Origin of the sequence: Kitasatospora sp. NPDC036755, assembly GCF_040636595.1 — a bacterium.
Taxonomy (GTDB): domain Bacteria; phylum Actinomycetota; class Actinomycetes; order Streptomycetales; family Streptomycetaceae; genus Kitasatospora.
This window is the reverse complement of sequence record NZ_JBEZUT010000029.1, coordinates 19,443-42,895: the sequence shown is the minus strand read 5'-3', so window position 1 is coordinate 42,895 and position 23,453 is coordinate 19,443. Positions and strand designations below refer to the sequence as shown.

The 23,453-nt window shown below is 75.3% G+C and carries 21 protein-coding genes and 2 pseudogenes; 12 read left to right on the top strand and 11 right to left on the bottom strand.

Annotated elements, in window-relative coordinates; genetic code table 11:
• The 3 genes and pseudogenes from AB0E96_RS07150 to AB0E96_RS07140 form a co-directional block, all read right to left on the bottom strand.
• Nucleotides 1–509, bottom strand: a pseudogene (locus AB0E96_RS07150) (hypothetical protein); the annotation flags it as partial.
• A gap of 235 nt (nt 510–744) precedes the next feature.
• Nucleotides 745–1,554, bottom strand: coding sequence for an alpha/beta hydrolase (locus tag AB0E96_RS07145; protein ID WP_359819598.1), 810 nt, complete (start codon nt 1,552–1,554; stop codon nt 745–747).
• A gap of 213 nt (nt 1,555–1,767) precedes the next feature.
• The gene (locus tag AB0E96_RS07140; protein WP_359819595.1) at nt 1,768–3,294 is read right to left on the bottom strand and encodes a PQQ-binding-like beta-propeller repeat protein; all 1,527 of its coding nucleotides are present in this window, start codon (nt 3,292–3,294) and stop codon (nt 1,768–1,770) included.
• 206 nt (nt 3,295–3,500) lie between these two features.
• Between AB0E96_RS07140 and AB0E96_RS07135 the strand changes: the two genes are divergently transcribed.
• Nucleotides 3,501–4,277 carry a class I SAM-dependent methyltransferase gene (locus tag AB0E96_RS07135; protein ID WP_359819592.1) on the top strand — a complete coding sequence of 259 codons (777 nt, stop codon included), beginning with the start codon at nt 3,501–3,503 and terminating at the stop codon, nt 4,275–4,277.
• A gap of 75 nt (nt 4,278–4,352) precedes the next feature.
• Here AB0E96_RS07135 and AB0E96_RS07130 read toward each other — a convergent pair whose 3' ends face one another.
• Complete coding sequence (locus AB0E96_RS07130; RefSeq protein ID WP_359819589.1) at nt 4,353–5,831, bottom strand: carotenoid oxygenase family protein; 1,479 nt, start codon at nt 5,829–5,831, stop codon at nt 4,353–4,355.
• Nucleotides 5,828–6,463, bottom strand: a complete 636-nt coding sequence (locus AB0E96_RS07125; protein ID WP_359819586.1) for a TetR/AcrR family transcriptional regulator — start codon at nt 6,461–6,463, stop codon at nt 5,828–5,830. Before AB0E96_RS07125 ends, AB0E96_RS07130 begins: the two co-directional genes overlap by 4 nt.
• Nucleotides 6,464–6,877: 414 nt before the next feature.
• Between AB0E96_RS07125 and AB0E96_RS07120 the strand changes: the two genes are divergently transcribed.
• The 10 genes from AB0E96_RS07120 to AB0E96_RS07075 all read left to right on the top strand — a co-directional run bounded on the left by AB0E96_RS07120 (nt 6,878) and on the right by AB0E96_RS07075 (nt 14,394).
• Complete coding sequence (locus tag AB0E96_RS07120) at nt 6,878–7,207, top strand: hypothetical protein (RefSeq protein WP_359819583.1); 330 nt, start codon at nt 6,878–6,880, stop codon at nt 7,205–7,207.
• 32 nt (nt 7,208–7,239) lie between these two features.
• The gene (locus tag AB0E96_RS07115) at nt 7,240–7,929 is read left to right on the top strand and encodes an alpha/beta hydrolase (protein ID WP_359819580.1); all 690 of its coding nucleotides are present in this window, start codon (nt 7,240–7,242) and stop codon (nt 7,927–7,929) included.
• Between the two features lie 317 nt (nt 7,930–8,246).
• Nucleotides 8,247–9,476 (top strand): serine hydrolase domain-containing protein, encoded by a 1,230-nt coding sequence (locus AB0E96_RS07110; protein WP_359819577.1) that lies wholly within the window; start codon nt 8,247–8,249, stop codon nt 9,474–9,476.
• A gap of 76 nt (nt 9,477–9,552) precedes the next feature.
• The gene (locus tag AB0E96_RS07105) at nt 9,553–10,485 is read left to right on the top strand and encodes an aminoglycoside phosphotransferase family protein (protein WP_359819574.1); all 933 of its coding nucleotides are present in this window, start codon (nt 9,553–9,555) and stop codon (nt 10,483–10,485) included.
• 103 nt (nt 10,486–10,588) lie between these two features.
• Nucleotides 10,589–10,945, top strand: coding sequence for a DUF6204 family protein (locus AB0E96_RS07100; protein ID WP_359819571.1), 357 nt, complete (start codon nt 10,589–10,591; stop codon nt 10,943–10,945).
• A 76-nt stretch (nt 10,946–11,021) separates the two neighbouring features.
• The gene (locus AB0E96_RS07095; protein WP_359819568.1) at nt 11,022–11,579 is read left to right on the top strand and encodes a MarR family winged helix-turn-helix transcriptional regulator; all 558 of its coding nucleotides are present in this window, start codon (nt 11,022–11,024) and stop codon (nt 11,577–11,579) included.
• A gap of 178 nt (nt 11,580–11,757) precedes the next feature.
• The gene (locus AB0E96_RS07090) at nt 11,758–12,444 is read left to right on the top strand and encodes a class I SAM-dependent methyltransferase (protein ID WP_359819566.1); all 687 of its coding nucleotides are present in this window, start codon (nt 11,758–11,760) and stop codon (nt 12,442–12,444) included.
• Nucleotides 12,441–12,881 (top strand): sulfurtransferase TusA family protein, encoded by a 441-nt coding sequence (locus AB0E96_RS07085; RefSeq protein WP_359819563.1) that lies wholly within the window; start codon nt 12,441–12,443, stop codon nt 12,879–12,881. The genes AB0E96_RS07090 and AB0E96_RS07085 overlap by 4 nt, the downstream gene beginning before the upstream one ends.
• A gap of 74 nt (nt 12,882–12,955) precedes the next feature.
• Entirely contained in the window at nt 12,956–13,903 is a 948-nt protein-coding gene (locus AB0E96_RS07080) for a polysaccharide deacetylase family protein (RefSeq protein WP_359819560.1), read from the top strand.
• 41 nt (nt 13,904–13,944) lie between these two features.
• A complete protein-coding gene (locus tag AB0E96_RS07075) occupies nt 13,945–14,394 on the top strand; it encodes a hypothetical protein (RefSeq protein WP_359819557.1) in 450 nt (149 codons plus the stop codon).
• Nucleotides 14,395–14,471: 77 nt separating this feature from the next.
• On the opposite strand, the gene AB0E96_RS07070 is transcribed toward AB0E96_RS07075, so the two are convergent.
• The 4 genes from AB0E96_RS07070 to def all read right to left on the bottom strand — a co-directional run bounded on the left by AB0E96_RS07070 (nt 14,472) and on the right by def (nt 18,853).
• Entirely contained in the window at nt 14,472–15,464 is a 993-nt protein-coding gene (locus tag AB0E96_RS07070; protein WP_359819555.1) for a MerR family transcriptional regulator, read from the bottom strand.
• Nucleotides 15,465–15,693: 229 nt separating this feature from the next.
• Entirely contained in the window at nt 15,694–17,127 is a 1,434-nt protein-coding gene (locus AB0E96_RS07065) for a transcription antitermination factor NusB (protein ID WP_359819552.1), read from the bottom strand.
• 156 nt (nt 17,128–17,283) lie between these two features.
• On the bottom strand, nt 17,284–18,222 hold the full coding sequence (gene fmt, locus AB0E96_RS07060; protein ID WP_359819550.1) for a methionyl-tRNA formyltransferase: 939 nt from the start codon (nt 18,220–18,222) through the stop codon (nt 17,284–17,286).
• Nucleotides 18,223–18,307: 85 nt separating this feature from the next.
• Entirely contained in the window at nt 18,308–18,853 is a 546-nt protein-coding gene (def, locus tag AB0E96_RS07055; RefSeq protein WP_359819547.1) for a peptide deformylase, read from the bottom strand.
• 254 nt (nt 18,854–19,107) lie between these two features.
• On the opposite strand from def, the pseudogene AB0E96_RS07050 reads away from it, so the two are divergent.
• Nucleotides 19,108–19,452: pseudogene (locus AB0E96_RS07050) on the top strand (hypothetical protein); the annotation flags it as partial.
• Between the two features lie 523 nt (nt 19,453–19,975).
• Here AB0E96_RS07050 and AB0E96_RS07045 read toward each other — a convergent pair.
• Together AB0E96_RS07045 and metK are read right to left on the bottom strand one after the other, a co-directional pair.
• Nucleotides 19,976–22,054, bottom strand: coding sequence for a primosomal protein N' (locus AB0E96_RS07045; protein WP_359819544.1), 2,079 nt, complete (start codon nt 22,052–22,054; stop codon nt 19,976–19,978).
• 156 nt (nt 22,055–22,210) lie between these two features.
• Nucleotides 22,211–23,419 carry a methionine adenosyltransferase gene (metK, locus tag AB0E96_RS07040; RefSeq protein ID WP_074002394.1) on the bottom strand — a complete coding sequence of 403 codons (1,209 nt, stop codon included), beginning with the start codon at nt 23,417–23,419 and terminating at the stop codon, nt 22,211–22,213.
• Nucleotides 23,420–23,453 lie beyond the last annotated feature (34 nt).

The window sequence follows — 23,453 nt, the reverse complement described above, 5'->3', positions numbered from 1 at the left end:
GAGGAGCCCATGTCCTCCTGGAGGCCGGGACATTGGAGCGCGCCCCGGCCGGTGCCGCGCTGGTCGTACATGACCAGCCGGTAGTCCTTGAGGACGGGCTCCAGCTTGCCCGCGATCCGCTTCATCGCCGGGACGCCGGGCTGGCCGGGGCCGCCGGTGAGGAACAGCAGGTCGCCCTTGGGGGCGGTGGTGTTGCCGGCTACGGCTACCGCGAGGTCGAGGGTGCCGGGGACGGCGCCACGGTGGTCGAGTGGGACGGTGAGGGTCCCGCAGGTGAACTCGGGCGCGTCCGGGCAGGGCGCCTGACCGGTGATCCCGCCGCCGGGGCGGGCCGGGGCGACCTGGGCGCCGGTTCCGGTGGAGGCGCCCGTGGAGATCCCGGTGGAGACTCCGGAGGAGACCCCGGAGGAGACCCCGGTGGAGGCGAGGGCGGGGGTGGCCAGGGTGGTGCCGGCGACCACCGCGACGGCGCCCAGCAGGGCGGCGAAGCGGCCGCGCGTGCTCGTCATGTTCGTCCTTCCGCTCGCACCGCGCCGGGCCGGCGCGGTCACGGAAGCAGCCTGCGCCCCGGGAGACTTCGAAGCGAGCGGATATCCGGGGATGCGGCCAGGGACGAACCCCCGCAGCGGGTCAGGGCGTACCCCGACGGCGGGTCACGGCGTACCCCCGCAGCAGGTCAGGGCGTACCCCCACGGCAGGTCAGGACGCCCCCGACGACGGGTCGGAGCGACTCCCCGCAACCGGTCAGGCCAGCGCCCGCGGCAGCACAACCCGCACCCACTCCTCCGGCTGCGACAGGTGCGGGGCGTGCCCGGCTCCCTCGTACAGGTGGCGCTCCGCCTTGGGCAGCGAGAGGTCGATCAGGTCCAGCACCTCGCCGAACATCGGCGCGCTGTCGTCGCTCTGGGTGAGAAGGGCGGGCTCGCCGTAGCGCGCGAGCCCAGCGAGGTCGAGGTCGAGGGCGTCCGGGTCGCGCAGCTCGTCCAGGTACGTGGGCGCGTTGCGGATGTAGGTGTGCCGGACGGGTGCGGGCAGCTGCTCCCAGGCGCCGGGGCCGAAGGCGAGGCTATCCACGAACAGCTCGGCGGCGGCGGCCGACTCGGCCTGCTCCAGCAGCTCCCGGACGGCGGCGATCCGGTCGGCGAAGGCGGTGCCGATCGGCCGCAGGTCCGGGTCGGCGAGCAGGACGCCGGAGCCCGGCGGCTCGTGCACGGCGATCCCGCGCAGCAGGTCGGGCCGGGCGGTGGCGAGCCGGAGGGTGACCAGCGCGCCGTAGGAGTCGCCGTAGGCGAAGGCGGGCGCGAGGCCCAGTCCCTGGATCAGTCCGGCCAGGTCGGCCGCGTCCTCGTGCACCGAACCCTGGGTGAGCAGGTCCTCGCTGCGGCTGTGCCCCCGGCGGTCGTAGGCGACCGCGGTGGTGGACTCCGCCAGGCCCGGCAGCACCCGTGCCCAGGAGTCCGCGTCGCTCCAGGAACCGTGCACCAGGACGACGCCGGGGCCCTCGCCGTGGGCCTCGTAGTGCAGCGCCACCCCGTTCACCCTGATCTCGGCCATCACGAGCCTCCCGGTCTCGGCGGTGCTCCCCCACCCAGACTGACACAACCACCCGGAAGGCTCAGATCCTCCGGTCGCGGGCCCGGTGTGCCCCTGGAGCCCCGTTCCGGCGGCCCTTCCGCCCCTCGCCTCCGCGCCGCCCCGGCCCCGGGCCCGCCCGCCCGCCGACCGGTACCTCCCGGTACCACCCGGTACCTCCCGGGCACCGCCGGGTCAGCTCATCACCCGCACCGGCGGCTCGTCCCTCGTCCCGTCCTCCGCCACCACCGTGAACCGCTCCGAGCCCGAGACCGACAGGTCCACCGGATAGAGGGACGCGGTGTCGTTGACGTCCAGCACGGCGCTCTGCCGCCCGGTCGCCGCCTCCACCCTGGTCACCCGGCCCCGGGTCATCGCCCACACCGAGCCGCCGTCCACCACCAGGCCGGTCACCTGGTCGTCCAGCCCGGCCGTCCACCGCTTGCGGCCGTCCGTGAGCGAGTACGCCAGCAGCCGGCCGGTGGCGGTCCGGCTCGGGTGCTTGCCGCCACTGATGCCGACGTCGCCGGGCTTCTCGCCGGGTACGACGAACAGGTCCCCCACCACCACCCCGCCGAACAGCGGCCGGGCGCTGAACTCGTCGAAGGCGTGCAGCCCGCCCAGCATCACGTCCAGGTCGTACTCGTCCCCGGCGACCGCTATGGCCGCCTGCTGCCGGCCGCTCCGGTCGAAGCTGAGCACCGCGTGGGTGCCGCGCTCGGCCTGGGCGTCCACCCACACCGCGAGCGGGTCGACCGACACCACCGCGAGGTTCTTCAGCCCGCCGGCCGCGGGCAGCACGATCCGCCGCTGTTCACGGCCGTCCGCGGGGGTCAGCGTGCGCAGCACGGGCTGGGTGGCGTCGCCGCACTGCGCGACCGTGACGGCGTCCGCGGGCCCGCCCGCGACCTGCAGCGGGGCGCAGCCGGGATCGGCCGGGCTGCGCCACAGGTCCCGGCCGTCGGCCAGCCGTACGGCGCGCCAGCCGGTCTTCTCCTGGAGCAGGGCCTGCTGCCCGGCCACCGCGACGACGTCCGGTGCCGCGTCGTCGCCGTCGCGGGCGGGCGCGTCCACGGCGGCGGTCCAGCCCTCCCTGCCGTCGTCGAGGTCGAGGGCGGTGACGGCGGCGCACGGCTTGTCGTGCGCCGCATGGCCGATCAGGCCGACGGCGCCGCCGCGGCCCGTCCCGTCGGAGCCGGTCGCCCGGCTCATCGCGCACACCGTGTCCTCCCCGGGCGGGGTCCAGCGCCAGGCGACGGCCCCGGTGGCGCGGCGGTACGCCACCACCAGGTCGGGCCGGGCCCGCACGACGAGGTCCCCGCTGGTCCAGCTGCCCACCGCGCGGATCGTGGACGGCCGGTCCAGCGGCGCCTTCCAGGAGTCGTTGAGGCCGTCCCCGGCGAAGCCGACGAAGATCCCGAGCCCCAGCAGCGCCCCGACGGCGGCGGAGGGGAACCCGGTCCTCGGGTGGATCAGCGCCCAGACGAAGCCCGCGCCGCAGGGCATCAGCCCGAGGATGCTGATGATCCCCATGAACGCGAGGCTGTCGCCGCCGAACCCGTTCGCCGGGCCGAACAGCACCGCCAGCCCCATGGTCGCGAACATCGCCCCCAGCACTCCGCCGGAGACCACCATCCAGGTCTCCTTGTCCCAGGCGAACCCCGGGCCCCACCTGGCTCGCCACCTCGCCCGGACGACACTGTCCTCGGCCTGAACGGCCATGCCGGTTTCTCCCCTGCGACGCGCCGCCCACCGCGTCGGGGCGACGATCATCGGATCGTCGCAGAGCGAGCCATGATCCGAAACAAAGAGCAGGGAAAACCCCGGCCATGACCGCACATACCCAGGGCCGGCCCCGTTCCCTCCGCCCCGCCCGGCCTGCGGAAATCGATTGTCCGCCGGCACGGCGCTGACTAGCGTTGCCCGGCATGACCACGACTCCCACCACCCCCGACTGGCGCACGGCGAACCGCGCCAACTGGGACGAGCGCGTCCCCGTGCACGCCGACGGCCCGTTCTACGACCTGCCCGGCTTCGTCGCGGGCCGTGACACCCTACGGGACTTTGAACCCACCGAGGTCGGCGACGTCACCGGCCGCACGCTGCTGCACCTCCAGTGCCACCTCGGGCTCGACACCCTCTCCTGGGCCCGCCGCGGCGCCGTCGTCACCGGGCTCGACTTCTCCGCCCCGGCCGTCGCGGCCGCCGAGGGCCTCGCCGCCAGGATCGGCGCCACCGACGCCCGCTTCGTCACCGCCGACGTCTACGAGGCCGCCGAGGCCCTCGACGGACGGACGTACGACATCGTCTACACCGGCTTCGGCGCGCTCTGCTGGCTCCCCGACCTCACCCGTTGGGCCCGGACGGTCGCCGCGCTCCTCACCCCCGGCGGCTTCCTCTACCTCGCCGAGCACCACCCGGTGGCCGACGTCCTCGCCGACGACGGGCGCGGCTTCGAGGAGGACTACTTCGAACGGACCCCGATCGTCGTCGACTACCCCGGCACCTACGCCGACCCGGACGCCCGGCTCGACGCCACCGTCACCGTCCAGTGGCAGCACGGCCTCGGCGACGTCGTCACCGCCCTGGCCGCCGCGGGCCTGCGCCTGGACTTCCTGCACGAGCACGCCCACGGCCACTTCCGCGTCCCGGCCGGCTCCCCCGCCCCGCAGACCTACTCGCTCCGGGCCACCAGGCCGCGGTGACCACGCCCGGGCCGCCGCGCCGGCCTCGCGGCGGCGCCGGGGGCGTCCGTCGCACGGCGGGCAGGTCGCAACCCCTCAGCTCCAGCCCGTGTCCCCGCCCCGGTCCCCGCCCGCGGCCGGCTCCCCGCCCGGCACCCAGTTCCCGTGCAGTCCCAGCGGCACCCGCACCGGCAGGTGGACGCGGGCGACGGGCTCGCCGGTGAAGTCCTGCGCGGACAGGATCACCAGGTCCGCCGCACCGCGCGCCGGGTCGTGGACGTACGCCATCAGGTACCCGTCGTCCTCCGCCGCCGGCGACTCGGCGGGGACGAACACCGCCTCGCCCACGGCGCCGTCCCGCCCGAACTCGTGGGCCTCGACGGTCCCGCGGAGCAGGTCGTGCTTGAGCAGGGCGTTGCTGAAGCCCTCGTCCGGGCGGTCGTCCCCGGGGCCGGTCGGCGGCGCGTAGAGCTCGACGGCGGCCGCGTAGCCGTAGCGGTAAGGGCGGCCGGTGTGGCGCGAGTTGAGGCGGGGGAACTCCTGGACCCGGTCGTCCAGCCGTTCCTCCCGCACCGTGCCCGCCGCCAGGTCGAGCGTCCAGCGGTCGAGCGTGGGCCGGCTGGCGCCGATGGCGCGCAGGTCCATGCCCGACGGGTGCCGCACCACGTCGACCACCAGCACGTCCGGCGTCCGCTCGTACGCGTTGAGGGTGTGCCCGACCAGGTGCGGGGTGAGCTCGAACCACCGCACCGGGCCGCCCTCGCGCGGCATCACCCCGACCCGGGCGGCACGCCGCTCGTCCCAGGTGAAGGGCACTCCGGTGGCCAGGTGCGCCGCGCTGAACACCACCGGTGTGTCGTACAGCAGCACGAACCGCTCGGTCAGCGCGAAGTCGTGCATGTACGGGTTGCCCGGCACCTCGATCAGCGTGCTGCGCCGGACGGTCCCGGCGGCGTCCATCACGATGTGCTGCACCTGCTCGGAGCCGTACCGGAAGGCCAGCGAGTGCAGTTCCCGGGTGTGCGGGTCGAGGATCGAGTGGGCGTTGGCGCTGTACCCCTGCGGCGTGGCGCCCAGCGCGCACGGCCCCACCGTGTCCAGCTCGTAGGTGAGTTCGTACGGGCGGATGCCGCCCTCGATCAGCGCGTAGGTGCGCCCGGCCAGGCCCGCGACCTGCACGTTGGGGGAGATGTCGAGCCGCTCGTCGACGGGCGTGCCGCGCCGGGGCTCGCCGAGCCGGTCGGCGACGGCACCGGAGCGGACCCAGCGGTTGCGGTACCACTCGGCCCGGCCGTCGCGGATCCGGACGCCGTGCACCATGCCCGCGCCGAGGGTCCACAGGTGGGCGGCGGGGTCCTCGATGCCCAGCGGGTTGGGGCCGTTGCGCAGGTAGCGGCCGTCGAGGTGGACCGGTATCCGGCCGGTGACGGGCAGGTCGTGGACGGTGACCTCCTCGGTCACCGGGGCGAAGTTCCCGGACAGGTAGCGGTTGCGGGCCGTACTGCTGCGGATCGGGTCGGCGCGAGCCGTGCCGCTGCGGATCGGGTCGGTGCGGATCGGGTCGCCGGTGCTCATGGTGTCTGCCTCTCGTCCGGTGATCGGGTGTCGGCTCCGAACGCCCGCCCCAGGGCGGCCATCAGCGCCTCGTAGCGCGCCCCGGCCTCGGCCGGCGCGAAGTGGCCGGCGAGCTCCAGGCTCACCGCGCCGTGGGTGGCCGCCCAGAAGAGCTTGGAGACCTCGTGGGCGTCGCCGGGCCGGAAGACCCCGGCCGTCACACAGGCCTGCACCGCGGCCACCGAGGCGCCGAACGCGCTGTCGGCCACCGCCAACGCCTCGGCGCCGGGGCGGAATCCGGGCACCGGCTGCTCGAACATCACCCGGTAGTAGGCGGGTTCGGCGATCGCCCGCTCGCGGTACGCGCGGCCGAGCTCGGTCAGGTACGCCAACGGGTCGCTGCCGCGCGGGACTTGTTCCTGGGCCCGGCGCAGTCGCGCGAAGCCCTCCCGGTACAGCGCGTCGAGCAGCCCCTCCTTCCCGCCGAACATCGTGTACAGCACCTTGGTCGAGGAGCCGACCTCGGCGGCGATCCGGCGCACGGTCAGCGCGGCGGGGCCTTCGGCGACGAGGAGGGAGATGGCGCGGTCGAGGATCACGGCGCGGACGGCGTCCTGGCCGATCCGCTGCGCGTCCTGGTAGGGCGTGCTCATGGGTAACAACGTAACCCATCGGAAACAGTGTTACCACCCTTCGCCCGCAAGGGGTTTCGAAACCCGGGCCGACCCGGCGCGGCGCACCCGACCGGACCTCACCCGCACCCGCACCCGCACCCGCACCCGCACCGCCGAACGAACGGGCCGAGACGGCGGAGCGCGTCGCCGACCGTCCGCCACGGCGCGCCAACCCTGCGCCACGGGTGGAGAGTTGACACAGGCCGCGGACCCGCCCGGGGCGGCCCGGAGCCACCCGCACACAGGGTCTCCACATCGTGCTGAGCCGACCGGGTGCACCTCGGCACCGGACAGTACGCGTACGCCCGGTCGGCTCGTTCTGCAGTACATGCCTCCCCAGAAGCCCCCTCCGTTCCCGCTGCCCGCGCCCAGCACCACAGGGAGGAGGTTCCCGTGGCCGTGATCGGCCGTGCGACGGCCACCGTGGTCGCGCTGGGCATCCTGCTCATCCCGGCGGCCGTCACCGCCGGCTCCGACCTGCCGCCCGAGCTCGGCGCGGGCTGGTGGGAGGTGTCGGCCGGCGCCGCCAACGTCCGGGTCGACCACTTCGGTGAGGACACCGTCATCGGACTCGCCCGTTCGGGTGACCGGGTGGAGGTGGTGGACACCTGGACCTCGCCGCTCGGCGCCCGCTGGGCGAAGGTCATGGTGGTGCGTACCCGGGTCTCCGGCTGGGTCCTGTGGTCCCTGCTCGCGCACCGCGACCCGTCCTCGGAACCGTAGAATCCGCCTGTACACATCAGGAGGGAATTCGCGTGTTCCGAGCGCAGCGTCCGCGCACCGCAGAGCTGGCCCCGTGGCAGGGGGAGGAGCCGGTCACCGGCGTCGCCCTGCTGCTGCCGGGCGGATTCATCCGCAGTCGGCGCGCACCGATGAGGGTCGCCGAGCTGGGCCTGCGGGACCTGGCCGCCGAGCTCACCGAGCGCGGCCGGCCGCACGGTCTCGCGGTGCACCTGCTGCGCTACCGCGTCGGCGGCTGGAACGGCGCCGACGCCGACACCGCCGTCGACACCCGCTGGGCGCTCGACGAACTCACCCGGACGTACCCGGGCGCACCCGTCGTCCTGATCGGCAATTCACTGGGCGGGCGGGCCGCCTTCTGGTCCGCCGGGCACCCCTCGGTGGTCGGCGTGGCCGGGATCGCGCCCTGGCTGCCCAGCGGCGACCCGGTCGACCAGTTGGCCGGGCGGCGGGTGCTGATCGTCCACGGCACCGGGGACCACAGCACGGCCAGTGCCACCCGGTCCCTCGAGTACGCGCTGCGCGCCCGGCGGGTGGTGCCGGACCTCGCGCGCTACGAGGCCCCGGGAGCCAACCACTACCTGTTCCGCGAGTCCCGCGACATCAGCGCGCTGACCACCGCCTTCACCCTGGCCACCCTGGGCGCCGAGCCCGCTCCGCTGATGGCGGGGGCGGTCTGCACCCGGCTCCCGGCGCGGGTGTAGCCCGCACTCCCCCGCTCCACCCCCCGCGTCCCACGCCCCCGCGTCCCGGGCCTCCCCTGCCGATCGGCAGGGGAGGCCCGGTCGCGTTTCCGCGGGATTCCTGCCGATCGGCACATGTGCGAACGGGGTCCCGGCGGTCAGTCTTGGGGCATCACCACGGCGGCCACCCGGGCCGCCGGGGAAGGAGCCTCCACCGTGTTCGTCGACCGAGCCCAGCGGTTCCCCGCCGTCCGCTTGCAACTGACCGTCCGCCAGTCTCGTGTACTCCTGGGCGGGTCAGTCCGACCCGCACCCGTCCCGACCGCTTCGGAGAACACATGGCCACCACCAAGTCCGCCGCCCTCGCCCTGGGCCTCGCCGCCGTGGCTCTCGCGGCCGCACCCACCGCGCCCGCCCTCGCCGCCGCATCAGCCGGCCCTGCCGGCCCCGCCGGCCGGATACCGCTCACCCGCCTCGATCCGGCCGCCCTCGACGCCGCGTTCGCCGCCCGGCCAGGGGATCCGGCCGCGGGCGCCGTCGCCCGGGTGACAGCCGACGGCCTGGTCTGGCGCGGCAGCGCCGGAGATCCGGTGAGCGGACGGCCCGTGGCACCGAACGCCGCGTTCCGGATCGGCAGCATCAACAAGACCTTCGTCGCCGCAGTGCTGCTCCAACTGGCCGCCGAGCGACGGATCTCACTGGACGGCACCGTCCAGCAGTACCTGCCCGGCACGCTGCCCGCGGCCTTCGCCCTGCCGATCACCGTCCGCCAGCTCCTCAACCACACCAGCGGCCTTCCGCAGGCCGTCGAGGGCCCGGACGTCAAGGACAACGACGACCTGATCGCCCGGCGCTTCACGGTCGAGACGCTCGACGAGGTCGTCCGGCGGACGCTCCACCCCGACCCCGAGAAGGGCCTGCCCGAGCCGAAGCCCGCCTTCGCCCCGGGCGCCGAACAGGAGTACAACAACTTCAACTACCGGCTGGCGGGCCGGATCATCGAGCAGATGACCGGGCACACGATCAGGGAGGAGGTGACGGCCCGCGTCCTGGAGCCGCTCGGCCTGCGGCACACCGAGGTGACGGAAGGCAGGCCCGCGATGCCCGAGCCCCGCCTGGCCGGCTACTACCCCGACAACGCCCACATCCCGACGGACGTCTCCGAGCAGGGCGGCAACCCTGAATCGATGGTGTCCACCCCGGCCGACCTCGACCGCTTCCTGCGCGCCCTGCTGGACGGCGAACTCCTGCCTCCCCAGCAGCTGCGGGAACTGTTCACCCTGCCGCGGGACGCCTCCGGCCGGCCGGTGCCCGTGCGCGGGGCGGGCGAGTGCCGGTTCGGGCCGGACAAGGGGCGGGCCTGCTACAGCGCCGGACTGATGGCCATCCCCCTGCAGGACGGCACGGTGGTCTGGGGCAAGACCGGGCACGACCTCGGGTACGCCGACGGCCTGTTCGCCACGCCGGACCTGCGCAAGCGGCTGGTCTACTCCGTCGGCACCTGGGAGCCCACCCCGGCACCGGCGCTCCGCCTCGCCGTCACGGCCTTCGGCCCCTTCGCTTCCTGAGCCCGGCCGCACCCGCCCGTCCCCGGCGCCGCCCGCCCCGCCCTCCGCCACCGCCCCCACCCCGGGAGGAAACCGCGTGATCGCCGTCCCCGACGGGCTCGCCCGCACCACCGTCGACCGCGAGGGAGCCCCCGGCGCGGCCTGGATCGCCGGACTCCCCCGCCTCGCCACCGAGCTGCTGGACCGCTGGGACTGCGCGCCGGACGGCCCGGCCACCCACGGCGGAGTCGGCCTGGTCCTCCCGGTCCGACAGTCGGCGGGGCGCACCGCCGTGCTGAAGGTCTCCTTCCCTCACCCGGGCAACGTCCACGAGCCGGACGCCTTCGCGGTGTGGGCGGGCCGGGGCGCCGTCCGGCTGTACGAACGGTGCGACGGGCGGTTCGCGATGCTGCTCGAACGTGCGAGCCCGACGACGCTCGCGGAGGTCCGGGACGGCGACGAGGTACTGACGGTCGCCGGGCGGCTCAGCCGCCGGCTCGCCGTCCCGGCGCCACCGGGCCTGCCCCGGCTGAGCGAGCGGGCAGCCGACTGGGAGGCCCGGCTGCGCGCCGACGCGGCCTCCCTGCCCCACGCCCTGCCGGCCCGCACGGTGGGCGCCGCCCTCGCGACCGTCCGCGAACTCGGGCGCGCCCAGCCCGGCGTGCTCGTCCATGGCGACCTCCACCCCCGCAACATCCTGCGGGCCGAGCGCGAACCCTGGCTGGCCGTGGATCCGAAGGGGTACGCCGGAGACCGGGCCTACGACGGCGGCACCCTGCTCACGGTCCACGCCCTGACCCTGCTCGACGCGCCGGACCAGCACCGAACAGTCCTGCGCGCGCTCGACGTCTTCGCCGAGGCCGCCGAGCTGGACCGCGAACGCACCCGCCGCTGGGCCCAACTCCACGCCGTCCGAGCCGCGTTCCGAGGCCGGCGGCACGGCTTCCGGCGCGCCCGGAGCGGCCCCGAGCGTGACCGGCTCACCCGGTACGCGGACGGTCTCGCCGAGGCACTCACCCCGGCCCGGTGAGTCCGCGCCGGCCCGTTGGACCACGCCCGTCGCGGACCCCGCGCCGCTCCGGGCGCCGAAATCGCGTTGGCGGTCGACGGTCCGCACTGCCTATGGTCGGGGGATGACCACACGAACCTTCCGCATCATGGTGCGCGGCGTCTTCGACGGCCTCACCGAGGACCAGCGCGCCGACCTGCTCGCCGCCGCCCCCGAGCACGACGTCCTGCGCGCCGCGTTCACCCGCGAGGGGCACCTCAGCTACGACCTCTCCGCGCGCACCGCCTTCACCTTCCGCTTCCTCGACGAGGGCGAGGCCGAGGAGGACATCCTGGAGGCCACCGAGCGGGCCGAGCAGTCGGCGCGCGACTGGCTCACCGAACGCGGCTACGGCTGGAAGAACCTCCGCTCCCAGGCCGAGGACCTCTCCCAGGCGCCCCTCGGCAAGCGACAGCGCCGCGCCGCCGGCACCGCCCGCTGACCCGACCCCTCCCCCCCCGGCCACCTCCTTGAGGGCTCCGCATGGAGATATGCTTGAGCAGTCAAGGAGGTGGCAAATGACAGAGCACCCGGAACACCCGGAGCAGACCGAGCGCACGGAGCCGACCGGGACCGCCCCGGCCGCACCGAACCCCGGCACGAGCCCGAACCCCGGCACGAGCCCCGGCCCCGACCCGTTGGACACCGCCCTGCGGCTGGTCCGCGCCCAGACCGCCCTGGTCAAACGCTTCGACGCGAGCCTCGGCGGCCTGCACGGCGTCAGCCTGGCCGACTTCACCATGCTGCTCCACCTCTCCCAGGCCCCCGGCGGCCGGATGCGCCGGGTCGACCTCGCCGAAGCCCTCGGGCTCACCGCCTCCGGCGTGACCCGCGGCCTCGCACCGCTGGAGCGGATCGGCCTGGTCGCCCGGGAGGCCGCCGCCCGTGACGCCCGGGTGGCCTACGCCGCCCTCACCCCTACCGGCCGCGAACGGCTCGCCGACATGCTGCACACCGCCCGCCAGGTCGCCGCCGACCACTTCGCGGCGGACCGCTGGACCCCCGAGGACCTCGGCCGGCTCTCCACCCTGCTCACCCGCCTCGGCGGCACCGCGCCCGGCCAACGCCTCGGCTGAGAGCCCCGCTCCCGGCCGGGCCCCCTCCCGACCGAGCCCCACTCCCGGCCGGGCCGCACGCCCCCGGGCACACCGCCCCCACCCCACCCGCCGTTCCACCCCACGTCCTAGGCTGGCCCCGCACCACTCGCACCACTCGCACCACCCGTACCACCCCGACCCCGCGGAGGGCAGCACCATGACCGACACCCCCGGCACCGGGCCCGGCCGGGAGCAGGCCCTCGCCGACGCCCAACGCGCGCACTGGCAGCAGACCTACACCGCCAACCCCGGGATGTACGGCGAGCAACCCTCCACCCCGGCCGAGTACGCCGCCGAGGTGTTCGCCGCCGCCGGGGCACGGGACGTGCTGGAACTCGGCGCCGGGCACGGCCGGGACGCACTGCACTTCGCCCGGGCCGGCTTCCACGTGCTGGCCACCGACTTCAGCCCGACCGGTCTGCGGCAGCTGCGCGCCGCCGCGGCGGACCAGGGCCTGGCCGACCGGCTCTCGGCCCTCACCCACGATGTCCGCACCCCGCTGCCCCTCCCCGACGCCTCCGTCGACGCGGTCTTCGCCCACATGCTGCTCTGCATGGCGCTCTCCACCGAGGAGATCGAGGCGCTGGTCGCCGAGGTCCGCCGGGTCCTGCGCCCGGGCGGCACCCTCGTCTACACCGTCCGCCACACCGGTGACGCCCACTACGGCGCAGGCACCGGCCACGGGGACGACATCTGGGAGCACGGCGGCTTCGCCGTCCACTTCTTCCCCCGCGAGCTGGTGGACTCGCTCGCCGAGGGCTGGCACCTGACCGAGGTCCACCCCTTCGAGGAGGGCGAACTGCCCCGCCGCCTCTGGCGCATCACCCAGGAGACCCCCCGATGACCGCCCCCGACGCCGCCACCCCGGAGACGACCGCCCCCGAGGCGGCCATCCCCGAGGCGATCGCCCCCGAGGCCGCCGCTTCCGGAACCGCCGTTTCCGGAACCGCCGCGCGGGCCGCCGGCCTCGCCCCCGATCTCACCGTCGACGGCACCGGGCTGCTCTGTGTCCAGCTCCTGCTCCGGCTGCGCGCCCGGATCGCGCACCTCCCCGCCGGCGCGGTGGTGCACATCCACACCACCGACCCCGCCGCCCCGCTCGACCTCCCCGCCTGGTGCCACCTGACCGGCCACGAGTACCTCGGTCCGGTGCCGCACGAGGCCTCCGACCGCGAGGTGTACGCGCTGCGCCTCACCTCGGCCCCGGTCCCCACCCGCCCCGACCGCCCCTGGCACCCGGTGCCCGACACCGACACCGACACCGACACCGACACCGACTGACCGGTACCCCGCTCGCCCACGGCACCCGGAAAACCCCGCGCGCCCGCCCGCACCACCGGGACAGACTGCTGCCCATGCCCGCAGCCGACGCCCCGCCCCCACCCAAGCCTCCGCCCACGCCCCCACCCCCGCTCCCCACCGCCAACCACCTCCTCGGCCGGCCGCCCGACGCCCGCCTCCTGCTGCTCAACTGCGACGACCTCGGCCTGCACGAGTCCGTCAACCTCGCCGTGATCGACGCCGTCCGGAACGGCATCGCCGCCTCCTGCAGCCTGATGACGCCCTGCGCCGCCGCGCCGCACGCGCTCCGGCTGCTGCGCCGGCACCCGGAGGTCCCCTTCGGCGTCCACCTGACGATGGTCTGCGAGTCCGCTGACCTCCGCTGGGGCCCGCTCACCGCCCGAGACCGGGTTCCCTCCCTGCTCGACGCCTCGGGCGCGTTCTTCGCCCCCACCCCCGCCGGACGCGCCGCGCTACTCGCCCAGGCCCGGCTCGACGAGGTCGAGCGCGAGTTCCGCGCCCAGATCGACGCGGTGGCGGCCGCCGGCCTCGCCCCGACCCACCTGGACTTCCACTGCCTGGCCGACGGCGGCCGCGCGGACATCCTCGACCTCACCCTCGCGCTCGGCGCCGAGTACGGCCTGGCGGTCCGGGTCTGGCTGCCACCCGCGTCGGCCCGGATGCGCGAGCGCGGCCTGCCGGTGGTGGACCGCGGCTTCCTCGACAGCTTCACCGTCCCGTTGGACGACAAGCCCGCCCACTACGCCCGCCTGCTCGCCGCCCTCCCGCCGGGCCTCACCGAGTGGGCCCTGCACCCGGCCCTGGCCAGAGCGAACTCCCAGGCCCCGGGGGATGGTTGGGACGTCCGGCGCACCGACCACGCGTTCCTGGTCTCCCCCGAGGCCCGTCGGCTGCTCACCGAACACGGCATCACCGTCCTCGGGTACCGCACGCTCCAGGAGGCCTGGCAGCGGGCCCGAGCACGGTCCGCGCCCCCGACCCCGCCCGGTGTGCCACGATGAGGAGGCACGAACGATCCAGTGCCACTGGGAGGTTGACCACCGTGGACCCGATCATCAGCTGCCGCTGGCAGGACCCGAACGGCGAGTGGGCCCTGACCGTCGGCCACAACGGCGCCGACTGGGAGCTGCTCGCCTCCGCCCCTTCCTGGTCGGAGTCGATCCCCTTCGCGAACCCGGAGGAGGTCCGCCGCCTCGCCCAGGCCCTGCTGGACCTGCCCGCCGAACCCGAGCCGTACGAGTTCGAGTGGCAGCTCTCCCGCACCGGTCCGGACCCGGCCGGGGGCGAGTCGCGGCCCCACTTCGCGACCTTCGCCGTCGGCCTCGACCCCACCGACGACCACCGCCCGTACCTCGCCTACCAGTCCTACTACGACCTGGGCCGGGCGACCGGACTCGGCCTGGAGGTGATCTGCGAGGACCCGCCGGTCGACCACCTCCGCGCCCAGGCCCACGCCTTCCTCACCACCTACCCGGGCCCCACCCGCCGGTAGCCGCCCGACGCGGACCGGCCGACCGGCGCCGCCCCACCGGCGCCCACCCCACCCGCGCCCGCCGAACCGGCCCCGGCTCACGCCACGGCGCGCACCGCCCACTCCATCTCCGCCGCCCGGCTCTCGGGCGGGGACCAACCGTTGACCACCGCCAGCAGCTCCAGGTACCGCTCCCGCCGCGGATCGGCCATCGCCCCCAACCGCTCCGCCAACCGGTCGCGCACCGCCCCGGCATCCCCCGGCACCGCCCCCGCGCACCACCGCCCGTACCGTTCCACCAGCTCCGCGACCACGGCGGCCGCCTCCGCCGACCCCGGCTCCACCCCGGCCGCGACCGCCGGTCCGGCCAACTCCCCGACCGCTACCGCCAGTCCGGGCCTCGGTACACGCGATCCGGCTCCCGCCGCCCCGGCCGCGGACTTCCGGAACACCGTCTCGGCGACCTCCGCCTCCGCGGCCTCCGCCTCGGCGAGCCCCCGCAGCAGCGCCCGGAACCCGGCGTCGCCCGCCAGCCGCGCCAACTCCACCCAGGCCTCGATCTGTTCGACCGACGGATCCTGCGGCAGCTCCGGCGTCAACGAGCGCGCCGCGGCCGCGAACCGCTCGCCGCCGCTCCCCGCCCCACCGCCCCCGATTCCGCCGAACACCCCCGCCAGGAACTCCCCGATCAGGCGCTCCCGTTCGTCCTCCGTGAGCCGGGCCAAGCGGTGCACGAGCGTCAACTCCTCAGGTGTGGAACCGAGTCTGGCCACCGCCCCGAGCACGGCGCGCCGCAGCCGCAGCACCCGGATCCGGAGGTCGATCGCCTCCGCCTGCGCGGCGGCGACCTCGGCCGGCACCAGTTCGCGCTCCACCACCCGCCGGATCACGGACAGTCCGAGCCCGAGCTCCCGCAGGGTGCGGACCAGTTCCAGGCGCGCGACGGCGTCGGCGCCGTACCGCCGGTGGCCGGCCGGATTGCGGTCGGCCGGCGACACGATGCCCGCGTCCGAGTAGAAGCGGACGGTCTTGACCGTCAGTCCCGTCCGCCGGGCCAGCTCACCGATGCCGTACGTCGTGTCGCCGTTCATGACCCCACCCTGCTACCTCCCCCCACGGGAGATGCAAGCCCCCGCCGGGGAGGTGGCCCCCGCCGGAGGCGACCCGGCGGCCGGGATCACGCCCCGCCGGAATCACGCCCCGCCGGAATCACGCCCCCGCCGGAAGCGGCCCCCAAACGGGAGCGGCCCCGGCCGGAGGCACGACCGCCTCCGCCCGGGGCCGGCACCGCCTCCTCCCGGGGCCGGCACCGCCGCCGTCTCAGGCGGTGCGCCGCAGCAGCGCCAGGTACATCGCGTCCGTCCCGTGCAGGTGCGGCCACAGCTGCACGTCCGGGCCGTCGCCGAGCGCCGGGACGCCGGGCAGCAGCGGGCGCGCGTCGATCCACTCGACCCGGCCGCCCTCGGCCCGCAGCACGTCGTCGACGACCGCGCGGGTCTCCGCGAGGTGCGGCGAACAGGTCGCGTAGCCGACCACCCCGCCGACCCGGGTGGCCTCGATCGCCGAGCGCAGCAGGTCCCGCTGGAGCGGGCCGAAGGCCGCGATGTCGGACGGCCGGCGCCGCCAGCGCGCCTCCGGGCGGCGGCGCAGCGCGCCGAGGCCGGAGCAGGGCACGTCGACCAGCACCCGGTCGAAGCCGCCGGAGCGCCAGGCCGGGCGGGTCCCGTCGGCCGCGATCACGGTGTACGGGCCGGGGTTGCCCTCCAGCGCCCGCGCCACCAGTCGGGCCCGGTGGGGCTGCTTCTCGCTCGCGACCAGCGCGGCGCCCCGCTCGGCGGCCAGCGCCCCGAGCAGCGCGGCCTTGCCGCCGGGGCCGGCGCAGCCGTCCAGCCAGAGCCGGTCCGGCCCGTCCAGCGGCGCCGCGGCCAGCGCCAGCGCGACCAGCTGGCTGCCCTCGTCCTGCACGCCCGCCCGGTTCTCCCGGACCGCCTCGACGGAGCCCGGGTCGCCGCCCTCGGCGAGCCGCAGCGCGAACGGGGACCAGCGGCCCGGCTCGGCCTCCGGCAGCGCGTCGGCCAGCTCGCCGACGGTGGCCCGGCCGGGGCGGGCGATCAGGGTGACCTCGGGCCGCTCGTTGTCGGCCCGCAGCAGTTCCTCCATCGCCGTGCGTCCGGAGGCGTCGGGCTGCCAGCGGCCGAGCGAGTCCCAGAGGGCGGAGACCACCCAGCGCGGGTGCGAGTGGACGACGGCCAGGTGGTCCTCGGCGTCCTTGTCGTACGGCGGGGCGACCTGCTCGATCCAGGCGTCCAGGTCGTGGGCGCTGATCCGGCGCAGCACGGCGTTGACGAACTTGGCCTTGCCGTCGCCGAGCACCACCCGGGCCAGCTCGACGGTCGCCGAGACGGCCGCGTGGCTGGGGATGCGGGTGGTGAGCAGCTGGTGCGCGCCGAGCGAGAGGACGTCCAGCACCGGCGGGTCGACCTTGCTGAGCGGTCGGTCGATGCAGGCGGCGATGATCGCGTCGTAGGTGCCCTGCAGGCGCAGGGTGCCGTAGACCAGCTCGGTGGCGAGGGCGGCGTCGCGCCGGTCCATGCCCTTCTGCTCGGCCTCGCGGAGCAGGGAGGGGAGGATCAGGTTGGCGTACGCGTCGCGCTCGTCGACGGCGCGCAGTGCGCGGAACGCGACGATCCGGGCCGGGTCCTTCTTCGGACGGCGGTGCGGGCGGGGGGCGCGCTTGGCGCTGGGGGTGGTCACAGGTGCCTCAAGGTGCTGCGGTGGTTATCAACGAACGACTATCAACGAACGGCTGTCAACGAACTGCTGTCAACGAACTGCTGTCAACGAACGGCTGTCGACGAACACGGGCGGCCTCGATCGGCCTCGAACGAACAGTAGCGCCAAACCGGGGTGTCAGCCCCCGAAGCGCTCCCCCTCCTCCAGCCGCGCGCCCCGGGCCCAGTCGGCGGCCCGCATCTCCTTCTTGCCCTGCGGACGCACCTCCCCGAGCTCGACGTCGTGGCTGCCGGTCCCGACCCGGACGCTGTTCTTGCCCGCCATGGCGACCTCGCCCGGCGCCAGCTCGGCGGAGTCCGGCAGCAGCCGGACCGGCCCGGTGACCTTCAGCCGCTCGCCCCGGAACTCCGTCCAGGCCCCCGGTGCCGGCGCGCAGCCCCGCACCACCCGGTCGATCCGCAGCGCGGGGTGGTTCCAGTCGATCCGGGCGTCCTCGACGGTGATCTTCGGCGCCAGGGTGACGCCCTCGGCCGGCTGCGGCACGGCGTGCAGGGAGCCGTCCTCGATGCCGTCCATGGTGGCCGCGAGCAGCCGCGCCCCGGAGACCGAGAGCCGGGTGAGCAGCTCGCCGCTGGTGTCGCTCGGGCGGATCTCCTCGGTGATCACGCCGTAGACCGGGCCGGAGTCCAGGCCCTGCTCGATCAGGAAGGTCGACGCGCCGGTGACCTCGTCACCGGCCAGCACCGCGTGCTGGACCGGGGCCGCGCCGCGCCAGGCGGGGAGCAGCGAGAAGTGCAGGTTGACCCAGCCGTGCTTGGGGATCTCCAGGGTGCCGGGGCGCAGCAGCGCGCCGTAGGCGACCACCGGGCAGCAGTCGGGGGCGAGCTCGGTGAGCCGGGCGACGAAGTCCGGGTCGCTGGGCTTCGCCGGCTTGAGGACCTCGATCCCGGCCTCCTCGGCGCGCTGGGCGACGGGGCTGGCGACCAGCTTGCGCCCGCGCCCGGCCGGGGCGTCGGGGCGGGTGACCACCGCGACGACCTCGTGCCGGTCCGAGGCGAGCAGGGCGTCCAGGGCGGGAACGGCGACCTCGGGGGTGCCGGCGAAGACGAGGCGCATCAAGTGCCTTTCTGGTGGAGGAAGTCGGTGAGGCCCGCGGGGGACGGACCGCGACAGGGGAACGGACGAGGAGGGGGACGGAGGGTCAGCGGGCGGAGCCGAAGGTGCTGTGCGGCGAGACCTTGACCACCGGGGCCGGCCCGCCGCCCCAGTCCGCCTCCCGGATCGCCTTCAGCGCGGCCTTGCGCTGCTCCCGGTCCAGACGGTCGATGAAGACGATGCCGTCCAGGTGGTCGGTCTCGTGCTGGATGCACCGGGCGAGCAGCCGGGTGCCCTCCAGCGTCACCGGATCGCCGTACATGTTGAAGCCCTTGGCCACCACGCCGTACGCGCGCTTGGTGTCGTAGCGCAGCCCGGGCAGCGACAGGCAGCCCTCGGGGCCGTCCTGCTCCTCCTCGCTCAGCGACAGGTCGGGGTTGATCAGGTGCCCGGTGACGCCGTCCACGTGGTACGTGAACACCCGCAGGGAGACGCCGAGTTGGGGCGCGGCGAGGCCGGCGCCGGGGGCGTCCAGCATGGTGTCGGTGAGGTCGGCCACCAGCTTGCGCAGTTCCTTGTCGAAGGTGGTCACCGGCTTGGCGGTGGACCGCAGGACGGGGTCTCCGAAGAGACGGATCGGCTGGATCGCCACGGGGTACGGGCTCCTGTCCGTAGGGGCGCGGGCTGCGGTCGGCCGCTGGTTCACCCGCCAGTCTATGCAACCCGCGCGGCCGCCCGACGGGGGCTTCCCCGGGGCCGGATCGGCGGCCGCCGCGGCCCGACTGTGCCGAGCCGCGTTACCCCGGCCCCCGCTTCGGCGTTGGTCAAGAGAGATTGACCGGGGCCGGGCGCATCGGGACACCGAGTGCCGGCCGACCCAACCGTACGGAAGGTGGCACGTAGGCCATGGCCGAGCAGATCAACCACGACGCCCGGGCGCGGGCGAGCCTGCACCTGCTGGTGCGGGACATCGAGCGGGTGAGGCGGCAGGTCGACGCGCTGCGGACGCTCACCGCTCAACTGGGCAACGTCTACCGTCCGCGCCGACCGAGCACCTCGGCCGGCTTCGTGGTGTACGGGCGGGCGCCGGCGCCGACCGTGCGCCTGGCGCAGGAGCTGCGGGAGAGCGTGGAGACCCTGGTGGCGGCGGCGGTCGAGTTCGACCGGGCGCTGGGCTTCTCCTGGGACTCGGTGGGCTCCGCCCTCGGGGTCACCAAGCAGGCGGTGCACCGGCGCTACGGCATGCGCCGCCCGACCAGCGAGCTCCTCGCCGCGAGCGGCGCCGTCCCGGGCCAGAGCCGCCCGGACCGCTCCGAGGAGCTGCCCGCCAGCGCCGAGCGCACCGGTCTGGCGACGACCGTTCCGGCGGCCCGCCAGGGCGGCCTGGACCGCAGCAGCCTGGACCGCGCCGTCCTGGACCGCACCCCGATGGACCGCACTTCGATGGACCGCGGCGCCATCGACCGCACCCCGATCGACCGCGGTACGACCGACCGCGGCACCGCCGTCGACCGCCCCCAGCCGGACCGGCCCGGCATCCCGCTGCGCGGCTGACCGAGCCGCCGCAGCCGGGCCGTCCGGGGCGGGGTGGCCCACTCACCCCGCCCCATCGGCCCGTCCCACCGGGCCTCCGGGCCTCCGGACCGCCGACCCACCGGGCCTCCGGACCGCCGACCCACCGGGCCACCCGATCACCAGGCCGCCGACCCACCAGGCCCCCAGGCCCACCAGGCCCCGGGCCGCCCGGCCGCGAAGCCCCCAGCTCCCCAGCCCCTCAGCCGATGTCCGTCGGATCCACCCGCACCCGCACCGGCTCCGCCGTCCGCAGCGCGATCCGCGCGATCTGCGCCGCCTTGAGCGCCGTCGCCAGCGCGGCCCCCTGCCCGGGCGACACCCGCAGCAGCGCGCGCTCCTGCTCCTCCCCCCGCAGCGCCGGCACCGGCACCGGCCCGAGCACGTCCGCCCCCTCGGGCAGCCGGATCAGGTTCAGCAGGTCCGCGACCGCCGAGGGGCTCCCGCTCACCGAGGCCATCCGGGAGACCGGCGGGAAGTGCAGTTGCGCCCGTTCGTCCCGTTCCAGTCCGGCGTGCCCCAGTGGGTCCCAGCGGACCAGTGCCTGCACGGGACGGGCCGACGGCTCGGCGACCACGACCACCGTCCCGCCCTCCGTCGAGGGGCGCACCAGCGCGGCCGCCGCGAGCCAGAGCCGCAGCGTCTCCTCCCCCGCCCGCAGGTCGGGCCGGCTGAGCAGGGCCCAGCCGTCGAGCAGCAGCGCGGCCCCGTACCCGCCGCCCTCCACCACCGGTTCCGCGCCGGGCGTGGAGATCACCAGGGAGGGCTCGTCCGGCACGGTGGCCAGCACCGAGTCCCGGCCCGAGGTCCGCACCGGGATGCGCGGGAACGCCTTGCCCAGTTCCTCCGCCGTCCGCCGGGCCCCGACCACCTGGGCGCGCAGCCGGAAGGACCCGCACTCGGGGCAGTGCCAGTCGTTCTCCGGTTCCCCGCACCAGCCGCACACCAGGGCGTCCGCCGAGGGTGCCTCCAGCGGCCCCTCGCAGCGCCGGCAGCGGGCGGGGGTCCGGCAGCGTCCGCAGGCCAGTCTGGGCACGTAGCCGCGCCGGGGCACCTGGATGAGCACGGGGTGGCCGGCGGCCAGGGACTCCCGGGCGGCTTCCCAGGCCACCGAGGGCAGCCGGGCGGCCTGGGCGGCGGCGTCCCGGTGCTGGTCCTGGTCGGTGACGGTCCGCACCCTGGGCGCGACCTGCCGCACCGTCTCGCGGTCCGCGACCAGCGGGCGCGCCCAGCCGGTGCTGACCAGCTGCGCGCCCTCGACCGTCACCGCGTGCCCGCCGAGCAGCACCGCCGCGCCCTCGTCGGCGGCGCGCAGCAGCGCCACCTCGCGCACGTGCGGGTGCGGCGCGCGCGGGTCGCTGTGGCTGTTGTCGCCGTCGGACCAGACGACGACCAGCCCGAGGTCCCGCACCGGCGCGAACATGGTGGCCCTGGTCCCGATCACGGCGTGCACCGAGCCGCGGCTCACCGCGAGCCAGCGCCGGTAGCGTTCGCGCGGGCCGAGGTCGGCCTCCAGCGCCACGTGCATCCCGGGGCCGAGCAGCTCGGTCAGGGCCTGGTCGACCCGGGCCACCGAGCGTCCTTCCGGGAGCACCACCAGCGCCCCGCGCCCGCCCGCCAGTGTCGCGGCCACCGCCCGGGCGATCTCGTACGGCCAGCCCGGGCCGGGCAGCGCCGACCAGACGGCGCGCGGCGAGCCGCCCCCGGCGAGGGCGGCGAGGAAGTCCGGTCCGGCCGGGTAGCGCTGCCAGCCGCCGGGGGCGGGGGCGGCCGGGCGGGGCAGCGGGGGCGGCGAGGGTTCGGCCTCGGCCTTGGCGTGCCGGGGCGGGACGGCGAGCTGGAGCACGTCGGCCAGCGTCCCGGCGTACCGGTCGGCGACGGTGCGGCACAGCCGCAGCAGCTGCGGGGTGAGCACCGGTTCGGGCGAGAGCACCTGGGCCAGCGGGGCGAGCGGGCCGGCGAAGTCGCTCTTCTCCAGCCGGGCGACGATGAAGCCGTCGTGCAGTTCCCCGCCCTCGCGCTGGCCCCGCACCACCCGGGCCCCGAACCGCACCCGGACCCGCACGCCGGGCTGGGCCTCCTCGGCCATGCCGGCCGGCACCTCGTAGTCGAAGAACTTGTCGATGGTGAGCACGCCCTTGTCCACCACGACCCGGGCCACCGGCAGGTGCTCGGCCCGTTTGGCCCCGTGCCAGGTGCGCGGCTTGGCCCGCTTGACCGTCTCCCGGATGAACGCCAGCTGCTCGGGCTCGGCGCCCCCGTTCTCCCCTGTGCTGCTCATCGCCACCAAGTACTACCAGGTCACACCGACAACGCACGAAGCGGCGCCCGCCCCCGTTCGGGGGCGGGCGCCGCCTCAAGCACTGCTCGGCACTGCTCGGCACCGCTCGGCACCGTCCGGCGCCACAGGGCACCGCCGGTGCCCGGGCCGCGGACGTCAGTCCTGCACGGCCGCCTTCAGCTGCTCCACCCGGTCGGTGCGCTCCCAGGTGAAGTCCGGCAGCTCACGGCCGAAGTGGCCGTACGCGGCGGTCTGGGAGTAGATCGGGCGCAGCAGGTCCAGGTCGCGGATGATCGCGGCCGGACGCAGGTCGAAGACCTCGGAGACGGCCTTCTGGATCGCGAGGACCGGCACGCTCTCGGTGCCGAAGGTCTCCACGAACAGGCCGACCGGCTCGGCCTTGCCGATCGCGTACGCGACCTGCACCTCGGCGCGGCGGGCGAGGCCGGCGGCGACGATGTTCTTCGCCACCCAGCGCATCGCGTACGCGGCCGAGCGGTCCACCTTGGACGGGTCCTTGCCGGAGAAGGCGCCGCCGCCGTGGCGGGCCATGCCGCCGTAGGTGTCGATGATGATCTTGCGGCCGGTGAGCCCGGCGTCGCCCATCGGGCCGCCGATCTCGAAGCGGCCGGTCGGGTTGACCAGCAGGCGGTAGCCCTCGGTGGTCAGCTTGATGCCCTGCTCGGCCAGCGCCTTCAGCTCCGGCTCGACCACGAACTCGCGGATGTCCGGGGTGAGCAGCGACTCCAGGTCGATGTCGCTGGCGTGCTGGGTGGAGACGACCACGGTGTCGAGGCGGACGGCCTTGTCGCCGTCGTACTCGATGGTGACCTGGGTCTTGCCGTCGGGGCGCAGGTACGGGATGGTCCCGTTCTTGCGCACCTCGGTGAGGCGGCGGGAGAGGCGGTGCGCCAGGGTGATCGGCAGCGGCATGAGCTCGGGCGTCTCGTCGGACGCGTAGCCGAACATCAGGCCCTGGTCACCGGCGCCCTGCTTGTCCAGGTCGTCCTCGTCACCCTCGACCCGTGCCTCGTACGCGGTGTCGACGCCCTGCGCGATGTCGGGCGACTGGGCACCGATGGACACCGAGACGCCGCAGGAGGCGCCGTCGAAGCCCTTCTTGGAGCTGTCGTAGCCGATCTCCAGGATCTTGTCCCGGACGAGCTGGGCGATCGGCGCGTACGCCTTGGTGGTCACCTCGCCGGCCACGTGCACCTGGCCGGTGGTGATGAGCGTCTCCACGGCGACCCGGGACGTCGGGTCCTCCCGGAGGAGAGCGTCAAGGATGGTGTCGCTGATCTGGTCAGCGATCTTGTCGGGGTGTCCCTCGGTCACGGACTCCGAGGTGAACAGGCGGCGAGACACAGCGCTCCCTGGGGTTGCAGCGGCTGCTGACTGA

What these genes read in the sequence shown, in the direction of transcription:
- AB0E96_RS07145 (WP_359819598.1), bottom strand. Translation starts at nt 1,554, where the DNA reads ATGGCCGAGATCAGGGTGAACGGGGTGGCGCTGCACTACGAGGCCCAC.
- AB0E96_RS07140 (WP_359819595.1), bottom strand. Translation starts at nt 3,294, where the DNA reads ATGGCCGTTCAGGCCGAGGACAGTGTCGTCCGGGCGAGGTGGCGAGCC.
- AB0E96_RS07135 (WP_359819592.1), top strand. Translation starts at nt 3,501, where the DNA reads ATGACCACGACTCCCACCACCCCCGACTGGCGCACGGCGAACCGCGCC.
- AB0E96_RS07130 (WP_359819589.1), bottom strand. Translation starts at nt 5,831, where the DNA reads ATGAGCACCGGCGACCCGATCCGCACCGACCCGATCCGCAGCGGCACG.
- AB0E96_RS07125 (WP_359819586.1), bottom strand. Translation starts at nt 6,463, where the DNA reads ATGAGCACGCCCTACCAGGACGCGCAGCGGATCGGCCAGGACGCCGTC.
- AB0E96_RS07110 (WP_359819577.1), top strand. Translation starts at nt 8,247, where the DNA reads ATGGCCACCACCAAGTCCGCCGCCCTCGCCCTGGGCCTCGCCGCCGTG.
- AB0E96_RS07100 (WP_359819571.1), top strand. Translation starts at nt 10,589, where the DNA reads ATGACCACACGAACCTTCCGCATCATGGTGCGCGGCGTCTTCGACGGC.
- AB0E96_RS07095 (WP_359819568.1), top strand. Translation starts at nt 11,022, where the DNA reads ATGACAGAGCACCCGGAACACCCGGAGCAGACCGAGCGCACGGAGCCG.
- AB0E96_RS07090 (WP_359819566.1), top strand. Translation starts at nt 11,758, where the DNA reads ATGACCGACACCCCCGGCACCGGGCCCGGCCGGGAGCAGGCCCTCGCC.
- AB0E96_RS07085 (WP_359819563.1), top strand. Translation starts at nt 12,441, where the DNA reads ATGACCGCCCCCGACGCCGCCACCCCGGAGACGACCGCCCCCGAGGCG.
- AB0E96_RS07080 (WP_359819560.1), top strand. Translation starts at nt 12,956, where the DNA reads ATGCCCGCAGCCGACGCCCCGCCCCCACCCAAGCCTCCGCCCACGCCC.
- AB0E96_RS07070 (WP_359819555.1), bottom strand. Translation starts at nt 15,464, where the DNA reads ATGAACGGCGACACGACGTACGGCATCGGTGAGCTGGCCCGGCGGACG.
- fmt (WP_359819550.1), bottom strand. Translation starts at nt 18,222, where the DNA reads ATGCGCCTCGTCTTCGCCGGCACCCCCGAGGTCGCCGTTCCCGCCCTG.
- AB0E96_RS07045 (WP_359819544.1), bottom strand. Translation starts at nt 22,054, where the DNA reads ATGAGCAGCACAGGGGAGAACGGGGGCGCCGAGCCCGAGCAGCTGGCG.